Raw genomic sequence first — 18,092 nt, 5'->3', positions numbered from 1 at the left:
CTGCTCGGCCTCGCGCAAAATCTCAAGCTTCCGCTCCGCCGTAAATCGTCGCTGTTCGCCTTTGCTCATTCGCTTCGCTCCATCCGCAGACACCCCGCAGTAGATCGAAGTCTCTCATTTTCACGCTAGCTTTTTGTCCGCACGTCGATGAAGCTACACATGTCCAGTTCATCGTGTGTCTCTTACTGATCGTGCTGATAGGAGACATTCTATTATTGCATTTGTATAAATGCAAGATGCTATTGCATTCTAGATTATTTTGAGCGTCCAGTGAACTCTGCCACCCACTCGGCCAGGCGGGCTTTCAAGTAAGCGTAGAACTCCGGGCGCTTGCGGGCGAACACGGGAAAGCTTTCGAGGATATGGGTCAGGTCGGTGGTGTTGAGACCGTAGGCTTGCGCGACCGTCTTATTGGCCTGCCACAATTTCGCCCATTGCGCCGGATCGTCGCCAACATGCCCAAGACGATTGCCCCATACGGTCTGCATTGGCATGTCAGGAAGGTTGTTAACAACGAGCGGGGGCGGAACGGGCATAGGGAGAACGTAGGTGAGGCTTAGATGTGTCCCCGCAGTGCGGAGCCGCAGCGCGTAGTCAAAGCAGAGGGAGTTAAGAACAACGGCCGCTTTTTCCGGCTTTACATTGGTGGTCATCAAAGACATCAAAGTGTTCGCTGCGGCGGACCTTTCCGGCAGCATCGCTGCAATGCAGGTCCGCTCGTTTGTGTTGCTCGCGATGTTGCGGAACATGAGGGTTCGCGCGGCTCTCGGCTCTCTCGCGTACTTGCGCCTAGCAAGTTCAACAGAGAACCACCATCGAATTGGCTTAGTTCCAACGATGAACTGCTCAATGTGCTTTCCCCATACACCGGCCAGAATCCCTTCTCGGCCATGCGTTCAATGGTTGTCGCAATGTCGGAACAATCACCGCCAATAAGCAGCTGCGGAGTAAAGAGCGCCCCTGTGTTGGGGTCAGTGAATAGATCCTTATCTTTCGACGCGTGATAGATCTGATCATGCGCAAGATCGGTAAGAAACCGTGCACCCCAGCCGTCGTTGCCCCCCGATGCGAGCGTTGGTCTTTCTGAATGCATTTTCCTGATGATTTCTTGATCGCGCGAACCTCGGTACTCAAGAAAGGCCAGCGTTTTCGGCGAGAGATCGGCAACGCTTGTCCTGCTAATTCGAACCTCCCAGGGTCTACTGTCACGCGATTCGAGTTCCGAAACATCATGTCGCATGAACGCCGCGGTAAACGTATCAGAGGTTGAACCACTCTTCTTGATTACGAGGTTAACGAACTTGTAGCTCGAGTGAATCGGAAAGATCTTCTTCCGATTCTCAAAGCTGTAAAACCTCTCGATAGTGGTCTCCTTCAGCAAATAACGACGAATGCCGACCCAACCATCTCCATTGTAAAAGACAGACGGAACGACGAGTCCCGCCGCGCCATCCTTAGCCAATAGACTGAGCGCTCGGTCGACGAAATACTTTGAGGTGTCCTCATTGGCAGCCTGGGTCCGCGCTTCGGAAAGCGGGAAATCACCCCCACTGCGCAAGACCCGGGCGATGGTGGTCGCTCGCTCCCGATACACGTTGAACTCTGCGGCGAGAGCAGGAGACCGCGCATGCAGTTCACGAATCCGCCGATTGAGCTCGTTGCCCTTGTAGGCGCGGATGAGCACATCCGCACGGCCATAGAACTCATGCTTGTTCGGCAGCACCTTGTCCCATGGCGGGTTCCCCAGCACGGCATCGAAACCGGGATGCTTGCGATCAAGGAATATCTCGGGGAACTCCAGCTCCCAGTGAAAGAACCGTTCGCGCTCACGGACGTCGACAAAGCGGGGCCACCACAGACGCTTGTGCGCCAATATCTTCACGTCTCCAGTGGAGGCGAGCAACGGCAGGTCCCGCCAAATTTCAGGTAACAGGGGCGACGCACTGCGCAAATCGAGCAGCAATCGGGCCTGGGTAAGCGCACTTTCCGCCCGGCGCAAGCGGTCCTCCTTGTATGCGTATTCTTCCGCTGTGTCTGCTCGAATACCGGGCGGAACAGGCGCGTCAATCAGGCGACGCTCGATGAGCGCCTCATCCAGTTTGCGCTTCAGGTCCGCCTCGAACAGGCCACGCGTGTGCCGGTCGGGCAAAGCCGTCAGGTTTCGATCCGGCGGTGCGTCGAAGCGAGCGAAAGAGCTGCCGAGCAGAGAGTTACCGTTGCGGATATGGTGGGCGAAGAAGCTCAAGGGCCGGTCGCCCGCCAGGGACTCGATCCACAGGGCGACCTGTGCAAGCTGAACCGCTGCCGGATTTAGGTCCACACCGAACAAGCAGCGTTCGACAATACGACGCTTGCACCAAGCCTGGCCTTCCGTCTCCCATCGCGCCTTCACTTCTAGCGTCAGCGCGCGATCCGGATGAAATTCCGTCGGTGGCTGCCCAGCCTGCTCTCGCTGATGCGCCTCAAACAGCTTGGCGCCGAGAAACCTCGCGGCGCCCACTAGGAAGTGCCCCGACCCGCAGGCGATGTCTATGACGCGCAGCCGCTCAATTTCCGCGGGGCGCCTTCTCTCCACAAGCGGACCCAATGCTTCGCGGACGAGGTAGTCCACCATAGTGGTCGGCGTGTAGTAGGAACCGCTCGACTTGCGGGCAGGGCCAGGCTTGAAGAAAAAAGTTCCAGATTCGAACCGGCGCGTGAGTCGCAGCGCGGCACCTCGGCTAATGGCGGGCTCCTCCTCTCCTTCCGGGTCCGCTTCCTCCTCCTCAATTTCGTCGCCTTCGACTTCTTCGGGTTCTTCCTCCGCCATGGCGAGGTCCGGGTGTAACAGTGCTGCTGCGGTGCCCTCGACGATCCCTGGGTCGCCACTCACATGAAGTGACTTATGCTCACATAGTTGAACAAGCTCCAGTGGAGTCAGTGCGAGTTCACGCCCCGCAACACGCACTTCGAGCAGTGTCTCCGCCGCCTCCGCGGGCTCGTATTCCAGCAGCCCTTCGTAGACGGCGCCGAGGTGCTCGATCTCCAACTCACGGAAGGACACCCGCTCGCGCCCCACCCCGCGGCGGGGGCGTGTGCTTGCCAGTGAGCGCAGAATAGCGGCGGTCTGGCGGTCGTTGAGCCGAAGCTTGAGCAGCAGGCGGCCCTCGGGCGTTTCCTCGCTGAACAGCCGGCCGCCACGGGGCGGAATGTTTTCCAGCTCCGGCAGATTGGGCGCGATGCCTTCGTTGAAAATCCGGAACACCGCCGCCAGGTGCATCCACAGGCCGTAACGGTTGGCGGCAATCGCATCCGGCGGCGTGCGCAATAACCTGGCGACGATATGGTCCAGGGAATAGCTGCGCTGGTAGAGCTTGTGGCCGATCAATCTTTCATCGCGAGCTTCGGCGTAAAGGATGAAAAGAAGCCGGTAGAGGGCGAGGAATCCGGCGTCGCGCAGCTCGACGAGCGAGGGACGCGACGTAAATGTATCCGAGCGCTCGCGCAGGTCTTCGAGGAAACCGGCCACAATGCGTTCCGCCGCCTCGAACACCGCCGCCTTGAGGTCTGTGGAAACCTTTGCGCTGTGCCGTCGGCTTTCCGCTTCAATGAGATCAATAGGCCGGGCGCCGTCCGGGCCAGCCTTGAAATTGCCCGCCGACAACACGCGGTAGGCGGTTGCCAGGGAATCGCCGTCCTGCAACTCCGCGGCGGTTGCCAGCCGCAGATCGAAGGCCGCACCGCGGGCGCCCAAAGTGGGCCGGCGGATCAGCCGGAGCACTTCCGGCGTGAGCAGCAAGCCGTAGTCGAGCTTGTTGGCCAGCAGCGCGTCTTCAAGCTGCTTGCGGCCCGAGCGAGATTCGAGTTCGGCGGGGTCGGGGCACATCAGCAGCATCGCCACGGGAGCGCCGGACGTTATTCCACCGTTGGCGACAGAAAGCGCCCGCAGGCGGGGGGCGTCCGGATTCTCCTGAAGCTCGAAGCCCAGAAAGTCCTGCAGCAGCGGGCGCGCGAAACGTTCACGGAAGTGGGTGAGGTCTGGCGCAGTGCCGCCGTCAATGGCGTCCACCAGTCGAGTGACGAGGCGGAGGGTTGTTCTGAGCTGCGCGGCGGTCAGTCGAACACCGGCCGCAATATGGCCACCCAGCGCAGTGCCCAGCCAGTAGTCCGAAAAGAAACCGCGATGGTTGCTGAGTGATTGCACGGTGTAGCTCAGGCCGGCGCGAAAACGAGCAGCACGCCCAGGGCCTGGGGCTCGGGCGGCTCCGGTATCTGCGTGTAACGCTCGATGTCCTCTAGGCGCCGCCGGTAGTGAGTCTCCACGGCCGCGCGACGCGCTTGCCAGTTGATGGCCGTTTCACGGAAAAGCTGCATCTGCTCGCGAGTACCTGCGCGTTCGCTTCTTTCGTCGGTTTCGATTTCGGCCAGACGATCGACCCGGTAGAGCGTGGCCTCCTCTCGCAGGACGTTCGCAGCACTCGCACGTTCATTGCGTTGCATTGAGGCCAAAGTCTTGAGGTGCGCGCGGGCGGCCGTTTCCGCAGCGGCTTGAAGCGATGCGAAGAAGACTGAAAACACCTTCTCGCATTCCGGCCAGCTCACTTCTCCCGGCGATACGCGATTCCATGGTAGCAATGCGTCCGCGATGGACTGTGGGAGAATCTGCCCTATATGGTTCACGGTGATCGCAAAGACACAGCCTAGTGGGTGCGTCTGCCGCTCCAGGAAGGTGAACAGCGCGATTGGTGACTTTGCAGCCGAGGGATGGCGGCAGACGGCGATGCGGGAACCAGAGGCGTTCCGCATGGGTGCCAGCGTGAGTTCGTCGAGCGCGTAATGGGCAATGGCGCGAAACAGCGGGTGGAGCCGGTGGATGAACTCTACGTCGTTCGCCGGGTAGCGGGTGGCGATCGAGCGTCGGAATGTGGCACAGATGTATCGGGCTGGCACGCCGGGCCCCTGAAGATGCCGAGGCACGTCTATGCGATAAGTTTCCGGCAGGATACCAGGCCTGAGCGCGCCATGGAGCGCCTCCCGCATGTGTCGGTCCAGTTCGGCATCGTCCTGCATCAGGGGATCGGCCGAGACTGCGTTGGCCAGCGGCAGAGACGATTGGCCTTCAGCAGCTGAAAGCAACAGCGGGGCGATTTGGTACGCAAACTCCTCCTGCCGAGCGTCGAACTGCTTCAATAAGAACTGTGCGGCGGTTTCGCCCGCTTCCAGCGAATCGAGCTTGCCCAGCACCCCTTCGATGCGGCTTCCCTCGATGATGCCGAGGATATCCGGCGTGGACACGCGGTCGTCGTGCATCTGGACAATGCGCTGGACTAGCCGATCCAGCACGCGGTCCTCCGGCGTGTCCGGGTAGAACAGATAGCGTATGTCCGGTGGCCGTGTCTGCCCGTGCCGGTCAATACGGCCGTTGCGCTGTTCGAGGCGATTAGGATTCCAAGGCAGCTCGAAGTGATATAACCGCCAGCATTGCCGCTGAAGGTTCAGACCTTCGCTGGCGGCGTCTGTGGCCAGGAGCACACGGCAGCCGGGCTGATGGAACTGGGCGATGCGTGCTTTGCGCTGAGTGGCTGACAGCCCGCCCGTCAGTTCGACAAAGGCATTGGCGAGAGTGGCGTGCGTCTTAAAGGCTTCTCGAATAGCGGCGAGTGTGTCCCGATACTCCGTGAAGATGATCGACTTCTCGGCATGCACCGGTAGAACATCGCGCTTCAGGTCGACAATGAGCGTCGCAATCTTGGGATCGGGCCGATCCGCCAGTCGGTCCAGCAGTTCGGCAACGGATTTCAACTGGCGCTTCTCGGCACTGCGTCTGCGTGCGTCCCGCGCGACGGCTGCCCGCAAAACGCGATTGGCCGTGCGTTCGGCGGCGGCTTCGCTGTGCGGGAGATCGGCCTGAAGTTCACGCAGCTCGCTCCGCGGCGGCGGTTCTTCCGGTGTGCGGCTTGAAAGAGCATCCAGGCGGTTGGCCAGTGTCTGCTTAAGCGCGGCGCGGCTGGAGAGCATGCGCTTCTTGACGATCTGCATGGCGAACGAGACCAGATCGGCCTCCTCCGACCCGGCCGCCGCTTCCAGCGTCTTGGCGCAGTAACCCGAAACACGTCGGAAGATCTCACGCTCAGCGCCGCTCAAGCCCTGCACTTCAATGCGCGTGACAGGAAGGCGCACTGGAAAGGCCGGTTCCGTGCCACCGCATGCCGAGGTTTTGCTGATCTGCGGTTTGAGCCGGCGGATCATGGAACGTCCGACACGGCGGCGGATGTCTTCAACACGACCATGCAGGGTCGCGTCCGCAGGCTCTACCAACTCCAGCAAGGAGCGGAAGCTATGCCGGTAACCATTGTGTGGCGTGGCGGTGAGCAGGATCAGGGCACGGGAGGCCTCGCGCAGCTTGGGTCCCAAGCGCGTGCGCGCGGTGGAATAAGGATTGGCGGGCGTGCCAGACTCCGCAAGGTAATGCGCCTCGTCAACTACAACTATGTCCCACGGATGAGCCAATGCGGCAGCATGAACATCCCGGCGCTTAAGGTATTCCGTGGAGGTGATGACGCGGTCGAAATAAGCCCAGGGCTGCAAGCCTTCGGAAAGCAGCGTCTGCGCACGGTCGAGCGAAGTAGCGTTCTCGATGGCTTGAAATTCAAGCCCGAACTTCTCCCACATCTCATCCAGCCACTGAGGAATGAGCCCTGGCGGTACCACCAGCAGAACCCGCTTGCCAACGCCACGCGCGATCAGTTCCAGCAGGCAAATTCCTGCCTCGATGGTCTTTCCCAGACCAACGTCATCCGCAATCAACAGACTGCGTCGGGGGCCACTTAGAAGCCTTGCCAGCGGCGCGAACTGATACGACTCTGGCGACAGTCTCCCCGCATACAGGGCCGAGTATTCGCCAGCGGGAGGTGCCGCTAGGCGAAGCGACTCGTGATATGTGCGCCAAATCGTGAAGGGTGTTAGCGCCTGTTTCAACAGCTTTGGAGCCGGTTCCGCTAGTGGCTCGAAGTGATCAGGTGGGCAAAGGACTTCGCTCTGTTCGCCGGTTTCTGGATCCGCGAGTCTCAGCAAGACGCGGCTTCCGACTCGCACTTCATCTCTGACGAGCCAAGCTTGGCCGCGCAAAAAGACCCGATTCATAAGTCATAGCCTCAAGCTGCACATTGAAGTTCTACCCTTGGCCCGTCCACGCCGCTTTTCCGTCATGTTAAGGTCTCGGTACCCCCGAAAGGAGGTCAATTGGCCGCGCCGATTCACAGACCGAGCGCTTCACCCCAGCGTCATCCAAAACATCCCCCGACCTGCCTACACAGGTTGGCATCAATCTTTCAAAACCGACGCCGCGCGTACCCTGGGAAGCGCAGCGTTCGACACTAAACTCCGCGTAACCGGTGTCTCAAAGTTGTTGACACGCTCCGGAGGGGAATTCCGCTGATAGGAACCTTTCTGATAGTGGATTTTCTCAATACACCTAAAGATACACCCCACCATCGATCATCTTGTTCTCGATGTCTCGGGCAAGCCGGTAGCAGTCTCGGAGCACATGAGTGTTGACTCGGTCAAGGAGATGCGAAATCACTGAGAAACAGGGCTCCAACTACGAGCGGCGCGAACATCCACGCTCTCAGCTCGAGCTCCTTGTAGAACCAACTTGCAACTACCAGCACGCCCGCCGTGGCAGCGAAGAAGCGCGTCATTACCGTGCCGCCACTCCCAGAAAATCTCGGCAACCTTGGAAGTCTAACCGCAACCGACCTCGATGTTGTTTCTTTTGCTATCGTCGGAACCCGTCGTTGCATCCTCAGCAGGCTAAACGTGATGGCTGAGGCGGGCTAGAGCGCGCAGCGGTTAAGCCGTCGCCTCCAGCCACTTGTTCGGCGTTGCTTCTTACTATACGCAGTACGCGTGGCCGCGCCCAAACTGTAACACTATATGGCGTATGCTTCGCCGCTTTGGATATCCCGGCAAAAGTCGCACACTTCGGAGGGGTACGTGTCATTTGGAAGCCCGCGATCCATCAAAAATTCCGCCAAGAAGTACTCCTGCAACATTTGATATACGAAGCCTATTTTTAAGCCCTGCTCGTTGCGATAGCCTAGCGGAATCAATACGGAGTTAAGCAAGATTGGAAGCAGACTTTCCATCGCCTGACGGAACGTCTTGGTCGCGATGTCAGATAGTTTCTGTTCCTCTATGGATTCCGTTAAGCGCCATCCTTTCTCTGTCTCCTCCACCATCACCCCAGCAGCTTCTCGGAGAACGGCGAGCACTCGCACGACAAGGGCTTCAAGATCCAAGCTCTCGTCAGGACTCAGTCGTTCGACGCTCGCTCGGTCTCTTCGAATCTTCCGTTTGACCCAGCTGCGTACTATTTCTGCGCGGCCACTTTTTCTTATGCCAAACTCCACAACATCTTCAAGGATAAAACTTAGGAACAACGGACTTGTCGGCAACTCTCCGTAGATGTGTTTGTATTCCGATGTTTCCATCATTTCCGCGAACTCTTTTAGACGGCTCGCTTCCTTGCCTTCTCGTTGAGATACCGTTTTATTTACTAAATCAGTCACAATGCTGGGTTCCCACGGTTCCATTTCCAAGAGTCTTGCCGTCCTCCCAGGTCCATACTTAGCCGATGCCTCCGTCATTGCTGCACTGAAGTTTCCAAACTGTTCCGCAAGTTGTTCCCTTCTAGTGGTAAGAACAATTGGGCATCGTAGTTCCGCGAGCTGATTACTCAGATGCTGAACTCCCTTCAAAGTGCAGTAGGCTCGATTTTCGTCGAGCCCGTCTACAACGACGAGATAGGACGAATTAGGCTTGCGAAGCAACGCTCCTAGAACCGATCCTGCCATTTTCTCTAGAAGTAATGTGTCGCTGACCGATTCTCCATTATCCCATCCGAAGGATGCATAAAGCCCGAGCACTCGAAGGACTTCGATCAGAAGGACGCTTGTTCCTGTTCGGAGCTTATCGGGAGGCAGCGCTTTCGCTGGAACGAATATGGGTATGACGGCTCCACTTGTGGCCGCGTGTAAAGCGCTTGTAGTTTTACCTGCACCGAAGAGACCCACGAGTAGGATCCACCGAGAATCGGATGAGTTTAGTATAAGCTCGTCGCAGCTGCGTAGCGAAACCTCCGAAATGTGTCGTATTTTACAAGGTTCATATCGCCGTAAGATCAGCTCAGATTCGCGTATAGGGACGCGATCCAGAAAAGGCATGTGAAATTCAGAAAGATGTTGCAAGCGGAGCAACAACAGGCCGGCCGCCTTTTTTAGTTGTTCATTTATTCTTTCTGCCATCGCATCGAATACACGCTGCAGAATAGTTTCACGACTCCACACCTCAGCTCGTTCGACGATGCCGTCCCTAACGAGACCGCCAACTTCCTTTTCGAGAGTCGTATGAAATTCTCTATCGCTCGCGGGCCGGTTATATGCCAGGACATAGAGCTTTGCTGTGTATCCAGACGCATGGAACTTGGCAATTGAGTCTTTCGCGTTCCCCAGTTGCGCCTTACCAAGCGACTGCACTTCGTATCCCTTGCATTGAATCACCACGCTAAATGGTCCACTGTCGGCCCACGCGAGCAAGTCGATTCCCTTCTTATCCCACGCGCCAATCTCGGGCGGTTGCCGCAGGTCCGGCCAGATGACCTGCATCCACGGTAACAGCGCCTTTTCGAACTCTCGACCTACTGCAACAGACAGCTGCGCTGATACGCGACCCGCGATGTTCAAGCTAGTCCAACGCGCCATGTCATCCCCTTATCTTGGACGCCGAACGATGAAACTAAGCCGCCAAGCCCAGCGGACTGCATGTGGAAGTTCAAGCATGATCGATGAAAGAACGCGTTGCATGAGGTTATTTCAACTTTGTGGTGGCTTAATACCACCCGATCGTCCACCGCCGGATACGGAAAACCGTACGTCTGGTGATGTGGGAGAGTTGACGGGCGCAATCCCGTCAGCTCGACCCGTTCGCCCGCTTGACGCGAGACAACTCGCGCTCCGTTAGTTGGCGCGCGCTTAGCGCCCTCGCGATCGGGTCCGGGAAGCACGACCGCTTTCCGAGGCGAGTGCGGCGGCACCTTCAGGATCCCCGATGCAATCGCACCGGCCAGGCGTTCGAGGCTAGGTGCGCTGTGCCGCCGGTGCTCTTTTTGCCGCGCGCGACCGAGTCGCTTTTGAGACCGGATGCGCTTTCGTTGCCAGGGGCGTTTCGACCGCCGGGATCCGCCTCGCGTTGCTTCCCTGCACTTGGTACCCCCGCTGTTCCTCACGCTCTATCAGCTTCGCTTCCCGAAGCTGCACATAAGCCCGTCTCACCGTTTCCCGGCTGATACCGAGTTGCGCACCGAGCGATTGGGTCGAGGGCAGCGCCGCCCCGGATTTAAGCTTACCGCTCTTGACGAATTCGCTTATCTGCCGCACCAGTTGCGCCTTGAGTGGCTCCTCGGTGTCGCGCTTGAGTCGAATCGGAAGTTTTGCCACACCGTCTCCTTTCGAATGGTTCGTCTGTTAATCGTCGGGGGATTATGCGAGCTTATCGCCATTCAATCAATGCGGCGTGGTCCGTGCCGAGGCGGTTTTTGCCTGTCAATATTCCGCAGAAAGGAGGACCGTTCGAGCCATGGCGTTCCGGGCGTTGAGGGAGCGCCGATCAGATCTGTTGCTCCAACCAGCGCTCGATCATGCGGCGCTCCGGATAAGGCTTCGCGTCTTCCCAGAACGTTGGCCGGGCGCCTCGCTGCTCAAAGGCTTTGAGCGACTCCTCGGGTTCCAGGGCTCGCCGGGGCGCGCGGTAGTGTAAGAGACTCAGGGTGGGTCCAACGCTCCTTGTGGCAGGCTTCCGCGGTGTCAGTGGCTGGGCAGCGCACAGGCTTGCGTTCACCCTCAGGACCCTCCGTGCCATCGGATCATCTTCCTCGCGCCGCGCGATGATTTTCTCGATGCCTTCGAAGCGGCCAAGTGAGAGGTCAACGACACAGCGCCCGAGCCCTTGACGGATGAGGTCCTGGCGTTTTACGGCCAGTAGTTAATTGTCGTCGTTGGTGTGCACGGCGAAGTGACGGATGTGCCGCACCAAAAACACGGATTAGGCCCTTGGCCGCAACCTCGCATAGGCGTTGCGGAAAAGCCCTTCCCGGGATAGGGCCTTTGCCGTTGGAGAACCATTCCTCTTCATCATCCCTTGCAAAGTCCCCATTCCCATCACTCATCGTTCCTTCCCACCAAGACCATATGGACATTCGGCGGAGGCAGCGTGAGGTCGGGTCCCAGCGCCTTTTCTGCGTCATCGACGAGGATGCCCTTGAGCTCGCGGGTACGGCGTTCGCCGACGACACTGTATTTCCAGATATTAAACCCTTTCGGCGTCTTGCGGTGAATCCGGAGCTTCTGGAAGCGCTTCTGGATGCTGGCCCAGGGAGCCTGCACCGCAATCCCATAATCCCGGAAGATCCCGGGGCTCACGAGCAGCACACCTTCTCGCACTCGGTGCACGCGGGCGTTGACAGTATTGATGGGCAGCGCGCCGCTCGCGAGCCCCGCTTTGAGCCACTCGAGGAACGCTTGTCCCAGGTCCACAGGTTTCGTAAACGCCGGCGCCTCGATGACCGTCGCAACCGGTGACGGCGATGCCGCAACCGCTGCGAGCGGCTCGGGGGGTTCGACGGCGGGTGCTAGCGGTTCCGGCAGCCTCGGCGAGGTTGGCACGGGCATCCTCCGAGGGGGTAGTTTATCCATGACGCTTTGAGAGGCAGGCGGGGGCGTTTCGGGTGCTTCGGTAACGCCGGCCAAAGGCTGGATCGTGCCGTGGCAGGTATCTGGGCGGATCGCCGGATCGGGCCAAAGGCGTGAGGCGGGAAACCTCAAGAGCGTGAAGTCCTGTTGCCACTCGCCCAAGGTGACCCGTGCCAGCCAGACGGCCCGGTCTCGATTCGGGGTAAGCACACCGCGCTGTTGCAGCTCGTCCATTAGCCGCCGGCTGTCTACGGGGATCCCGCTTTGGCCTTCCTGGAGCAGGTGGGCCCGTAAGGCATCGAGCACTGTCTTTACGACTAACCAAAGCTCGTCACCCACGAGCCAGCCCGCTGCGTCTGGACGGTTAAGCTGGAGCGCGCCCCTGTCTATTAAATAGCGAAGTCCCGTAACCAGACGCTCATGCAGTGGTCGGACGCGGGCGGACGGGGTCTGACGGGTGATACCGCCCGTGAGATCCCCGGCCGTCGAGAGCCGGTCGGCCTCCTCGACGATCTGCCCCAGGGGGCCTGTGTTTTCCGGTATCCCCGAGATCACGGCGAGCCACGCGGCCAGGACCTCGCGCTCGGAGGCCAACCAGCGAAGCCCCTCGGGGGGCACGATGAGGCGCGCGAGCAACGGGGCGGCGCGCTGATGCATTTGGTAATTGCGGTTACGTACAAACCGCGCCTCATAGGTCTGGGCCTGCATCGGACCGGACCAGGGGTCCCAGGGGCCGAGCGCGCGGCCATGCTTGTCGAAGAGCGTGACAACCTGGTCCACGGCGGGCTTGCCGATGTCATGGAGCAGGACCGCCGTGAAGCAGGCGTAGCTCCAGAGATCGGCTTGCGCGTCAATGAGCTCGGTCGGTGCTCCCGGGGGGAGAAGATGGCCCCGCCGGAGCTTCAAGGCGAAGACCGCCGCCTCTAACCCGTGGTCTAGCAAACCCCCAAGCCCCGCATGGTGATGCGCTTCCGAGGCGGGGAGTTGTTGCACGTAGCCCGCGTAGTTCGAGAGCGCGCTTCGGTAGAGCACCTCGAAATGGGCGGGGGTCACGCGCGTAAACGCTTCGATGGCTTGGAGGCGTGCTAGGCGCTCCGGATGGGCTAAGAGTTCCTCGGGCGAGCGCACCGGGACACGGCCATTCGTGACCGAGCTCGTGGGTGCGGCCGGACGTCCGGTGAGCGCGTTACGTAACCGCTGCCGAACGATCGACCAACCGCCGGTGATCCCCATGGTGGAACGCGCGCCACACGTTATCCGCAAAGATGTACTAATGGATCTGCGGATAACTTCTTCAGGGCGCCACCGGACGCGGGCACCAGCGCTCGAGCGCCCCGTCGAGGAGTGTCTTGATCCCCTCGGGGTCCTTGATGGCTTCGATGTGCACCGGATTGAGCCCGCCGCTACGCTCAAGCACCACGTCCCCCCGGTTCACGAGGCGGTAGAGCCGAAATCCCTCGACCCGGACGCTCTCCACGGTGTTAAAGTCGACCTCCTCGGTGTGGATGTTCGGGCGGTACAGGCCGGTCGTGATCCGGAGCCGATTCGGCAGGAGCTCGTAGCGGTGCCAGAAGGTATCGACTGCCCGCCACGCGGCATAGACGAGCGGCAGGATGAAGGGAGAGAGGATCGCGCAGTAGGCGTACAACCAGAGGTTTGCGATCTGGCCGCGCCGGCCTTCCCATAGGGGCGCCGGTGTGACCCGTCGGGCCATATCGCGCTGCTCAGGGATCGCATGGGTTTGAGGGGTTGTCATAGTTTTCTCCTGTCGGATAAGGAACGAACGCGCTGGTATTTCGCTGCATATGGGGGTATATCTATAAGGTGAGTCGGGGGCCGTCATGGACACTGTCATTCTTGTTGTAAGCATCGCTGCGGTTTTCACCGTCGGGTATGTCGTCGTCTGGACCGTCCGGGCGGTGCGCCGGGTGGGTCCGCGCCGGTTTGCCCGGGCACTGGGTGCGTTCATGTGGGCCGTAGTACAGGCGCTGATTAAATTGCTAACCCCCCTCCCTGATAAAACGTTGCGTAACGACGGTAAGCGGAAGCAGTACCGCTGGATCGACGCCTGGGACGACATGCGGATTGCCGACGAGTGGCAAAGGGTGTCGGACACGAACTCCAAGATAGGGCACGAGCCGGACTTGTAAGCTCTTCATTTCCCGTGGCCTCTAGTTGTAGCGCTCTGCGTTATGCTCTTCCCGGTGTCGGCTGCTTGCCGACCGGCTTTCTGGATCGGGTTACTGAGCCGCCACAATCGACGCAAATCCGACCGCCGCGCCGAGTCCTACCACCCCCATCAAAAATGAGAAGATCAGCGGCAGCACGATGTACATCAGTCCCGTGGCGAAATTCAGGATCTCGTGCTTGAGCGCGAAATCCCCGCCGACGAGATAGTTGGAGCTGAAGAAAAACTGCGTGTGGGCTTTGAACCACGACAATCCATCCGGATGGAGCACCTTGATCAAGTTATCCTCGATCCACTTGGCGAGGTGCCAGAGGTAGCTCCAAAACTTCACGGTAAAGAGAGCGACCGAGATGAGCAGGAGCCCCTGGAGGTTGTAGCGTGCGGCCAGGAGCGCAAAGGGAAGGAGCGCGTAGAGCCCGGAGAGTATGAGCGCCTGGAAGATCGGTAAGGCTGCCCTCACCACGTACATCATAGGCGCGAAGGACAGGCTCTCGAGATCGAGGCCGAGGCCTCCGCCGAGCCGCGAAAGACTTAACGTATCCTCGTCGTTGAGCGAGGGGATGAAGGCGGAGCCCGAAGGCGCGGTCGCGAGGCTGGTCCCCACCACGCTTTTGAGTAGCGCGTCCTCGACCTTCTCTTGCGTCAAGCTGCCCCCGAAAATCACAAACTTCGAGCTGAGATCAATCCCTTCGCCGAGCACCTCGGGCTCGATGACGCCAAGCAGCTTACTTCGGAGGCCCCGCTCGAGATTCGTCCACCAGTCGTTGCAAACGGGTCGGCCGATGTGCGCGGGATCGAGATCGGGCGGCAGCGGGTCGGGGTATTCCGTGTCGCGGCTGCGGTCGAGCGGCCAGCCGCGGATCCCTTCGCGGGGCCGGAAATGGGGGTTGTCGTAGTACCCTGGGGTGTCCAAGAGTGCGTGTGATCCGATCCACTCCAGATCATCGGGGCCGTGCTCCGCGAGGATCGCCGCCACATCGGACTGCTCCCGCTCGAACCTCGCCCGCGACGGGCGGTAGCAATAGCGCACGAACTTGTTCACTTCATTGAGGAGCTGCGGGTCCTGGATGCGGGTACGGGCGATCTCCATCTGGAAGCCCGAGAGATCCGGGGGACAGCCGATATGGGCAATGGCCTCGCGGTTGATGCCAGAAGAGATCGCCATGATCCCCCACCACCACACGGGGACCTGCGCGGGGGTGGCGATCACCTCGGAGAAGACCGCATCGAAGGTGGTCCCTGTGCTCCCTGGCGAGAAGGTCCCCGCGGGGCCCGAGATCGTGTCGCAGGGTTTCTTGTACGTGAGCACGGACGCATTCAAGTCAATCGCCGGCGCCGCGGCGAGCACCACCACGGTAAAGGCGATGAAGAGATCGACTTCCATGCGCTTGACCGAGGTGGTCGCCGCATCGCGGGTCTCTTGGCTGGTGAGGGGTCCGATGATGTTGAGGAGAAGGATGATGAGGAAAGGCAGGTACGCGAGTCCGGTGCCCGTCAAAATGTCCCAGAGCTGGTTGTATTGTTGCCAGCCGAAGATGGCGAGGTAGAGCTCGAAGAAACTTTCAACGGTCATGATTGATCCACCAGCAGGTTGATGAACTTCCCAACCACGTTCTGCCCGAGCACGAGCTCGAGTGCAAGGAGCCAGGCGGCCACGGTCCACCGCGCGGCCAAGAGCCGATTAAGCTCGGGTTCCGCCAGGTTCCGCCAGCGGGCCACGCGCCGGCAGAAGGCCGGCCAAAAACCGATGAGGGCTCCCAAGAGAAAAAGCCGCCAGACGAATAACCACGGCCGCAGCGAGGCGAGCTTGTGGCTGATTTCAGCCGGCGGCGCGGACTGACTCCAAAGGAGGAGCCCGAGCCCTGTCCCGAACGTGATCACCAGGAAGCCGACGAGCATCGCGAGCCTGAGCGCCACGCGCTTCCAGCGGCTCCAGATCACGGCCGCACGCTGCCTTCATCGAGCCGTTGCGGGTCACGGGGGGGCACAAGCCCCCTGGACTCTGCCCGCCTCGACCCCTCATCCCGGAGCAGGAGTTCGGCGGTGCGCGAACTGACTTCCTTGCGCACCCGGGTCTCGAACATCAGGTTGTCGATCTCACGCTCGATCTCGGCCAGGAAGGGTTGCAGCTGGCGGGGTGCCGGGGTCGCTGAGACATGCGGATCGCGCATCCCGGTGAGCAGCATCCGCCGCGCAAGGAACGCACGCTCGACGGTGCGTTCCAACGCGACTTGCCCCGCGAGCTTGCCGATGAAAAGCACCTGCTCCGACCCCGGCCGGGCCTGGATGCTTTCAATCACCTGGCGGGTGATGACGGTGCCGGGAGCTGTGACCTCTTCCAAGGCCTCGAGCGTGGGCGGTGTGGCGCCGCTCACGAGTCCTTGGAGCGTCTCAGCGACTTTACGCGCCTCGGTATCATGATGGTTCAAGAGCCCGACGCCGGGTTGCGTCTCATCGGAGGTGGTGGATACCGTGCGCACGACCTCATCGCCGAGCACCTTCACCGTCCACTCGGCCGCTTCCTCGGGCGTAGCCCAGATCTCGGCGATCCGGGGCGTCTCCTCGCCGCCCGGGGCCGCGCCTTGGGCACAGCTCTCCCGATTCATGAGCACGTTCCAGCCGGCGCGGGTGACATCGTAGACGACCCGCACGGGTTCCTGGCCTTCGCCTCCGCGCGCTTGCCCGCAGAGCCAGGCCACCCCGTTGGCCCCGAGGTTGGCATCGATCCGGTCCTTGGCGCTCACCACATCCACACCCCCCGCACCGATGACGGTTTTCCAGTCCCGCCCGCGCGCGAGCACGACCCAGTCCTCGAAGGGGTCCTGGCCGCGAGCCATTTCGTATTCCATCTGCTCGCAGGTCTTGGTCGCGACCGACACCAACTCCTCGGCGCGCAAGAGCGTGTTCTGAAGCAGATCGTAGAGGCTGGGATTTACGCGCTGGAGGATGTACATGGGCAAGACGGCCAATCCCGCGGCGATCACATCGTCGATGCTCCCCAAGAGCGTCACGATCTGATTGAACGCCGCATTTAGCCCCGCCAGTACATCGAACTGCCCGCAGCGGTAGTTGATCCCGAGCTGCACCGAAAGCGGAAGGCGGGTCGTGGTCACGAAGCGGTTGGCCGGCAAGCCCACCGCTTGCGCCCCGCCAATCCGGTAGTACAGGCGCCCGTCGCCCAAGGGCGAGGGCGGCAAGGCCTCGGCCCCGCCGATGGCGAGCGTGAGTCCCAGGGTGACAAGCGCGATGCGTCGCATACGGTGTCTATTGAACCTCGACGTTTCCGAGGTAGATGCCTGCATTCGGGAAACAGCAGCGGTAACGCCGCCAGAGGTTCCAGGCGTAGTCCTCGGTCTCGTCGATCTGCTTGAAGTCCGCCCAGGAGAAGGGATCAAGGACATCATTGATGCCAAAGACATTGCAGGTGGATTCGGGCAGGGGGGTGAGCATCTGCCACGTGGAATTCTCTGGATCGTTCTCCATGACAGGCCCCGGGGGCGTGCATCCCGTTCCGCAGTCCCCACCTCCGAGGAACACATAGGCGTGAGGTTGAAGCTCGCGCGTGACGATGTCCGCCGCTCGCTGGGCACAGACCGCCGCGGCCTTGGGATCCTCGGCGGTATTCACGAAGCCTTGCCGGGGGTGGACCGAGCCCCAGGTGTTCAAAGGCCAGTCCCCAATCTCCCGGAGCCCCGGAATAAAGGTGGCGGGATAGATGAGCTCCGTCACCCCCAACCGCCAGCCGATGGCATCCACGGTCGAGAGAAAATATGGGAAGAAAGAGACCGCCTCGCTCGCGCACAAGAAACCCGCGGTGTTGGCGAGTTCGGAGCCGGAGACGATGGGGTTGCCGATCACGTCCACCTCCTTGAAGCGGACGTTTTCATGATCCTGCGTGCGCCGGCCTTCCCGTTGATGTCCGCCGTCGATCGGAATGCCAGCAGCCGCTCCCAGCAACCCCCCGATCGACCCCGCGCCCGCCGCCCCTAGGCCTGCGATCTCGGACCAGGGGTTCTCGCCGGTGCGCTGATAGCTGCTGACCACCACATCGGGCAGGAAGTGGCTGATCCGGGCGGTCGTCTCGATATGACACTCGAAGATCTCGCAGACGAGAAAAAAACAGGTGCCCACAATGCGATAGTCGAGACAGGCGGGGCTTACGGAAAGGGCGGCGATCT

The 18,092-nt window shown here is 60.5% G+C and carries 14 protein-coding genes; 2 read left to right on the top strand and 12 right to left on the bottom strand.

Annotation, left to right across the window (positions count from 1 at the left end; all coding sequences use genetic code 11):
• Positions 1-254: 254 nt before the first annotated feature.
• From M3436_12605 to M3436_12595, 3 genes are read right to left on the bottom strand one after another with little or no spacing between them, the layout of a single operon-like run.
• Complete coding sequence (locus M3436_12605; GenBank protein MDQ3564938.1) at positions 255-653, bottom strand: hypothetical protein; 399 nt, start codon at positions 651-653, stop codon at positions 255-257.
• Between the two features lie 8 nt (positions 654-661).
• Positions 662-4,183 carry an N-6 DNA methylase gene (locus tag M3436_12600; protein MDQ3564937.1) on the bottom strand — a complete coding sequence of 1,174 codons (3,522 nt, stop codon included), beginning with the start codon at positions 4,181-4,183 and terminating at the stop codon, positions 662-664.
• 8 nt (positions 4,184-4,191) lie between these two features.
• Positions 4,192-7,122, bottom strand: coding sequence for a DEAD/DEAH box helicase (locus M3436_12595; protein ID MDQ3564936.1), 2,931 nt, complete (start codon positions 7,120-7,122; stop codon positions 4,192-4,194).
• Between the two features lie 534 nt (positions 7,123-7,656).
• Between M3436_12595 and M3436_12590 the strand changes: the two genes are divergently transcribed.
• Positions 7,657-7,818, top strand: coding sequence for a hypothetical protein (locus M3436_12590; GenBank protein ID MDQ3564935.1), 162 nt, complete (start codon positions 7,657-7,659; stop codon positions 7,816-7,818).
• 92 nt (positions 7,819-7,910) lie between these two features.
• Here M3436_12590 and M3436_12585 read toward each other — a convergent pair whose 3' ends face one another.
• From M3436_12585 to M3436_12565, 5 genes are all read right to left on the bottom strand, one after another.
• Positions 7,911-9,740 carry a hypothetical protein gene (locus tag M3436_12585; protein ID MDQ3564934.1) on the bottom strand — a complete coding sequence of 610 codons (1,830 nt, stop codon included), beginning with the start codon at positions 9,738-9,740 and terminating at the stop codon, positions 7,911-7,913.
• Positions 9,741-10,115: 375 nt separating this feature from the next.
• Positions 10,116-10,475 (bottom strand): winged helix-turn-helix domain-containing protein, encoded by a 360-nt coding sequence (locus M3436_12580; protein MDQ3564933.1) that lies wholly within the window; start codon positions 10,473-10,475, stop codon positions 10,116-10,118.
• Between the two features lie 169 nt (positions 10,476-10,644).
• Complete coding sequence (locus tag M3436_12575; GenBank protein ID MDQ3564932.1) at positions 10,645-10,896, bottom strand: hypothetical protein; 252 nt, start codon at positions 10,894-10,896, stop codon at positions 10,645-10,647.
• Positions 10,897-11,195: 299 nt separating this feature from the next.
• Positions 11,196-12,989: a TraI domain-containing protein gene (locus M3436_12570; GenBank protein ID MDQ3564931.1), complete on the bottom strand. Its 1,794-nt coding sequence runs from the start codon at positions 12,987-12,989 to the stop codon at positions 11,196-11,198.
• Between the two features lie 31 nt (positions 12,990-13,020).
• Complete coding sequence (locus M3436_12565) at positions 13,021-13,482, bottom strand: hypothetical protein (protein ID MDQ3564930.1); 462 nt, start codon at positions 13,480-13,482, stop codon at positions 13,021-13,023.
• 85 nt (positions 13,483-13,567) lie between these two features.
• Here M3436_12565 and M3436_12560 point away from each other — a divergent pair, with 85 nt between their 5' ends.
• Positions 13,568-13,876 carry a hypothetical protein gene (locus M3436_12560; protein ID MDQ3564929.1) on the top strand — a complete coding sequence of 103 codons (309 nt, stop codon included), beginning with the start codon at positions 13,568-13,570 and terminating at the stop codon, positions 13,874-13,876.
• A 90-nt stretch (positions 13,877-13,966) separates the two neighbouring features.
• On the opposite strand, the gene M3436_12555 is transcribed toward M3436_12560, so the two are convergent.
• The 4 genes from M3436_12555 to M3436_12540 all read right to left on the bottom strand — a co-directional run.
• Positions 13,967-15,487 (bottom strand): conjugal transfer protein TraG N-terminal domain-containing protein, encoded by a 1,521-nt coding sequence (locus M3436_12555; protein ID MDQ3564928.1) that lies wholly within the window; start codon positions 15,485-15,487, stop codon positions 13,967-13,969.
• Positions 15,484-15,855: a hypothetical protein gene (locus tag M3436_12550; GenBank protein ID MDQ3564927.1), complete on the bottom strand. Its 372-nt coding sequence runs from the start codon at positions 15,853-15,855 to the stop codon at positions 15,484-15,486. The genes M3436_12555 and M3436_12550 overlap by 4 nt, the downstream gene beginning before the upstream one ends.
• Complete coding sequence (locus M3436_12545; protein ID MDQ3564926.1) at positions 15,852-17,171, bottom strand: integrating conjugative element protein; 1,320 nt, start codon at positions 17,169-17,171, stop codon at positions 15,852-15,854. The genes M3436_12550 and M3436_12545 overlap by 4 nt, the downstream gene beginning before the upstream one ends.
• A gap of 7 nt (positions 17,172-17,178) precedes the next feature.
• Positions 17,179-18,092, bottom strand: a 914-nt coding sequence (locus M3436_12540) for a TIGR03756 family integrating conjugative element protein (GenBank protein ID MDQ3564925.1), incomplete at its 5' end; no start/stop codon positions are given.

This window comes from Pseudomonadota bacterium (genome assembly GCA_030859565.1).
Lineage (GTDB): Bacteria > Pseudomonadota > Gammaproteobacteria > JACCXJ01 > JACCXJ01 > USCg-Taylor.
Note: the sequence above shows the minus strand (reverse complement) of the source record. Positions and strands in the feature narration are given on the sequence as shown.

Bases quoted from the DNA above. Each gene is read 5' to 3' on its own strand.
- M3436_12605 (MDQ3564938.1), bottom strand. From the start codon at position 653: ATGACCACCAATGTAAAGCCGGAAAAAGCGGCCGTTGTTCTTAACTCC.
- M3436_12595 (MDQ3564936.1), bottom strand. From the start codon at position 7,122: ATGAATCGGGTCTTTTTGCGCGGCCAAGCTTGGCTCGTCAGAGATGAA.
- M3436_12585 (MDQ3564934.1), bottom strand. From the start codon at position 9,740: ATGGCGCGTTGGACTAGCTTGAACATCGCGGGTCGCGTATCAGCGCAG.
- M3436_12575 (MDQ3564932.1), bottom strand. From the start codon at position 10,896: ATGGCACGGAGGGTCCTGAGGGTGAACGCAAGCCTGTGCGCTGCCCAG.
- M3436_12565 (MDQ3564930.1), bottom strand. From the start codon at position 13,482: ATGACAACCCCTCAAACCCATGCGATCCCTGAGCAGCGCGATATGGCC.
- M3436_12560 (MDQ3564929.1), top strand. From the start codon at position 13,568: ATGGACACTGTCATTCTTGTTGTAAGCATCGCTGCGGTTTTCACCGTC.
- M3436_12555 (MDQ3564928.1), bottom strand. From the start codon at position 15,487: ATGACCGTTGAAAGTTTCTTCGAGCTCTACCTCGCCATCTTCGGCTGG.
- M3436_12545 (MDQ3564926.1), bottom strand. From the start codon at position 17,171: ATGCGACGCATCGCGCTTGTCACCCTGGGACTCACGCTCGCCATCGGC.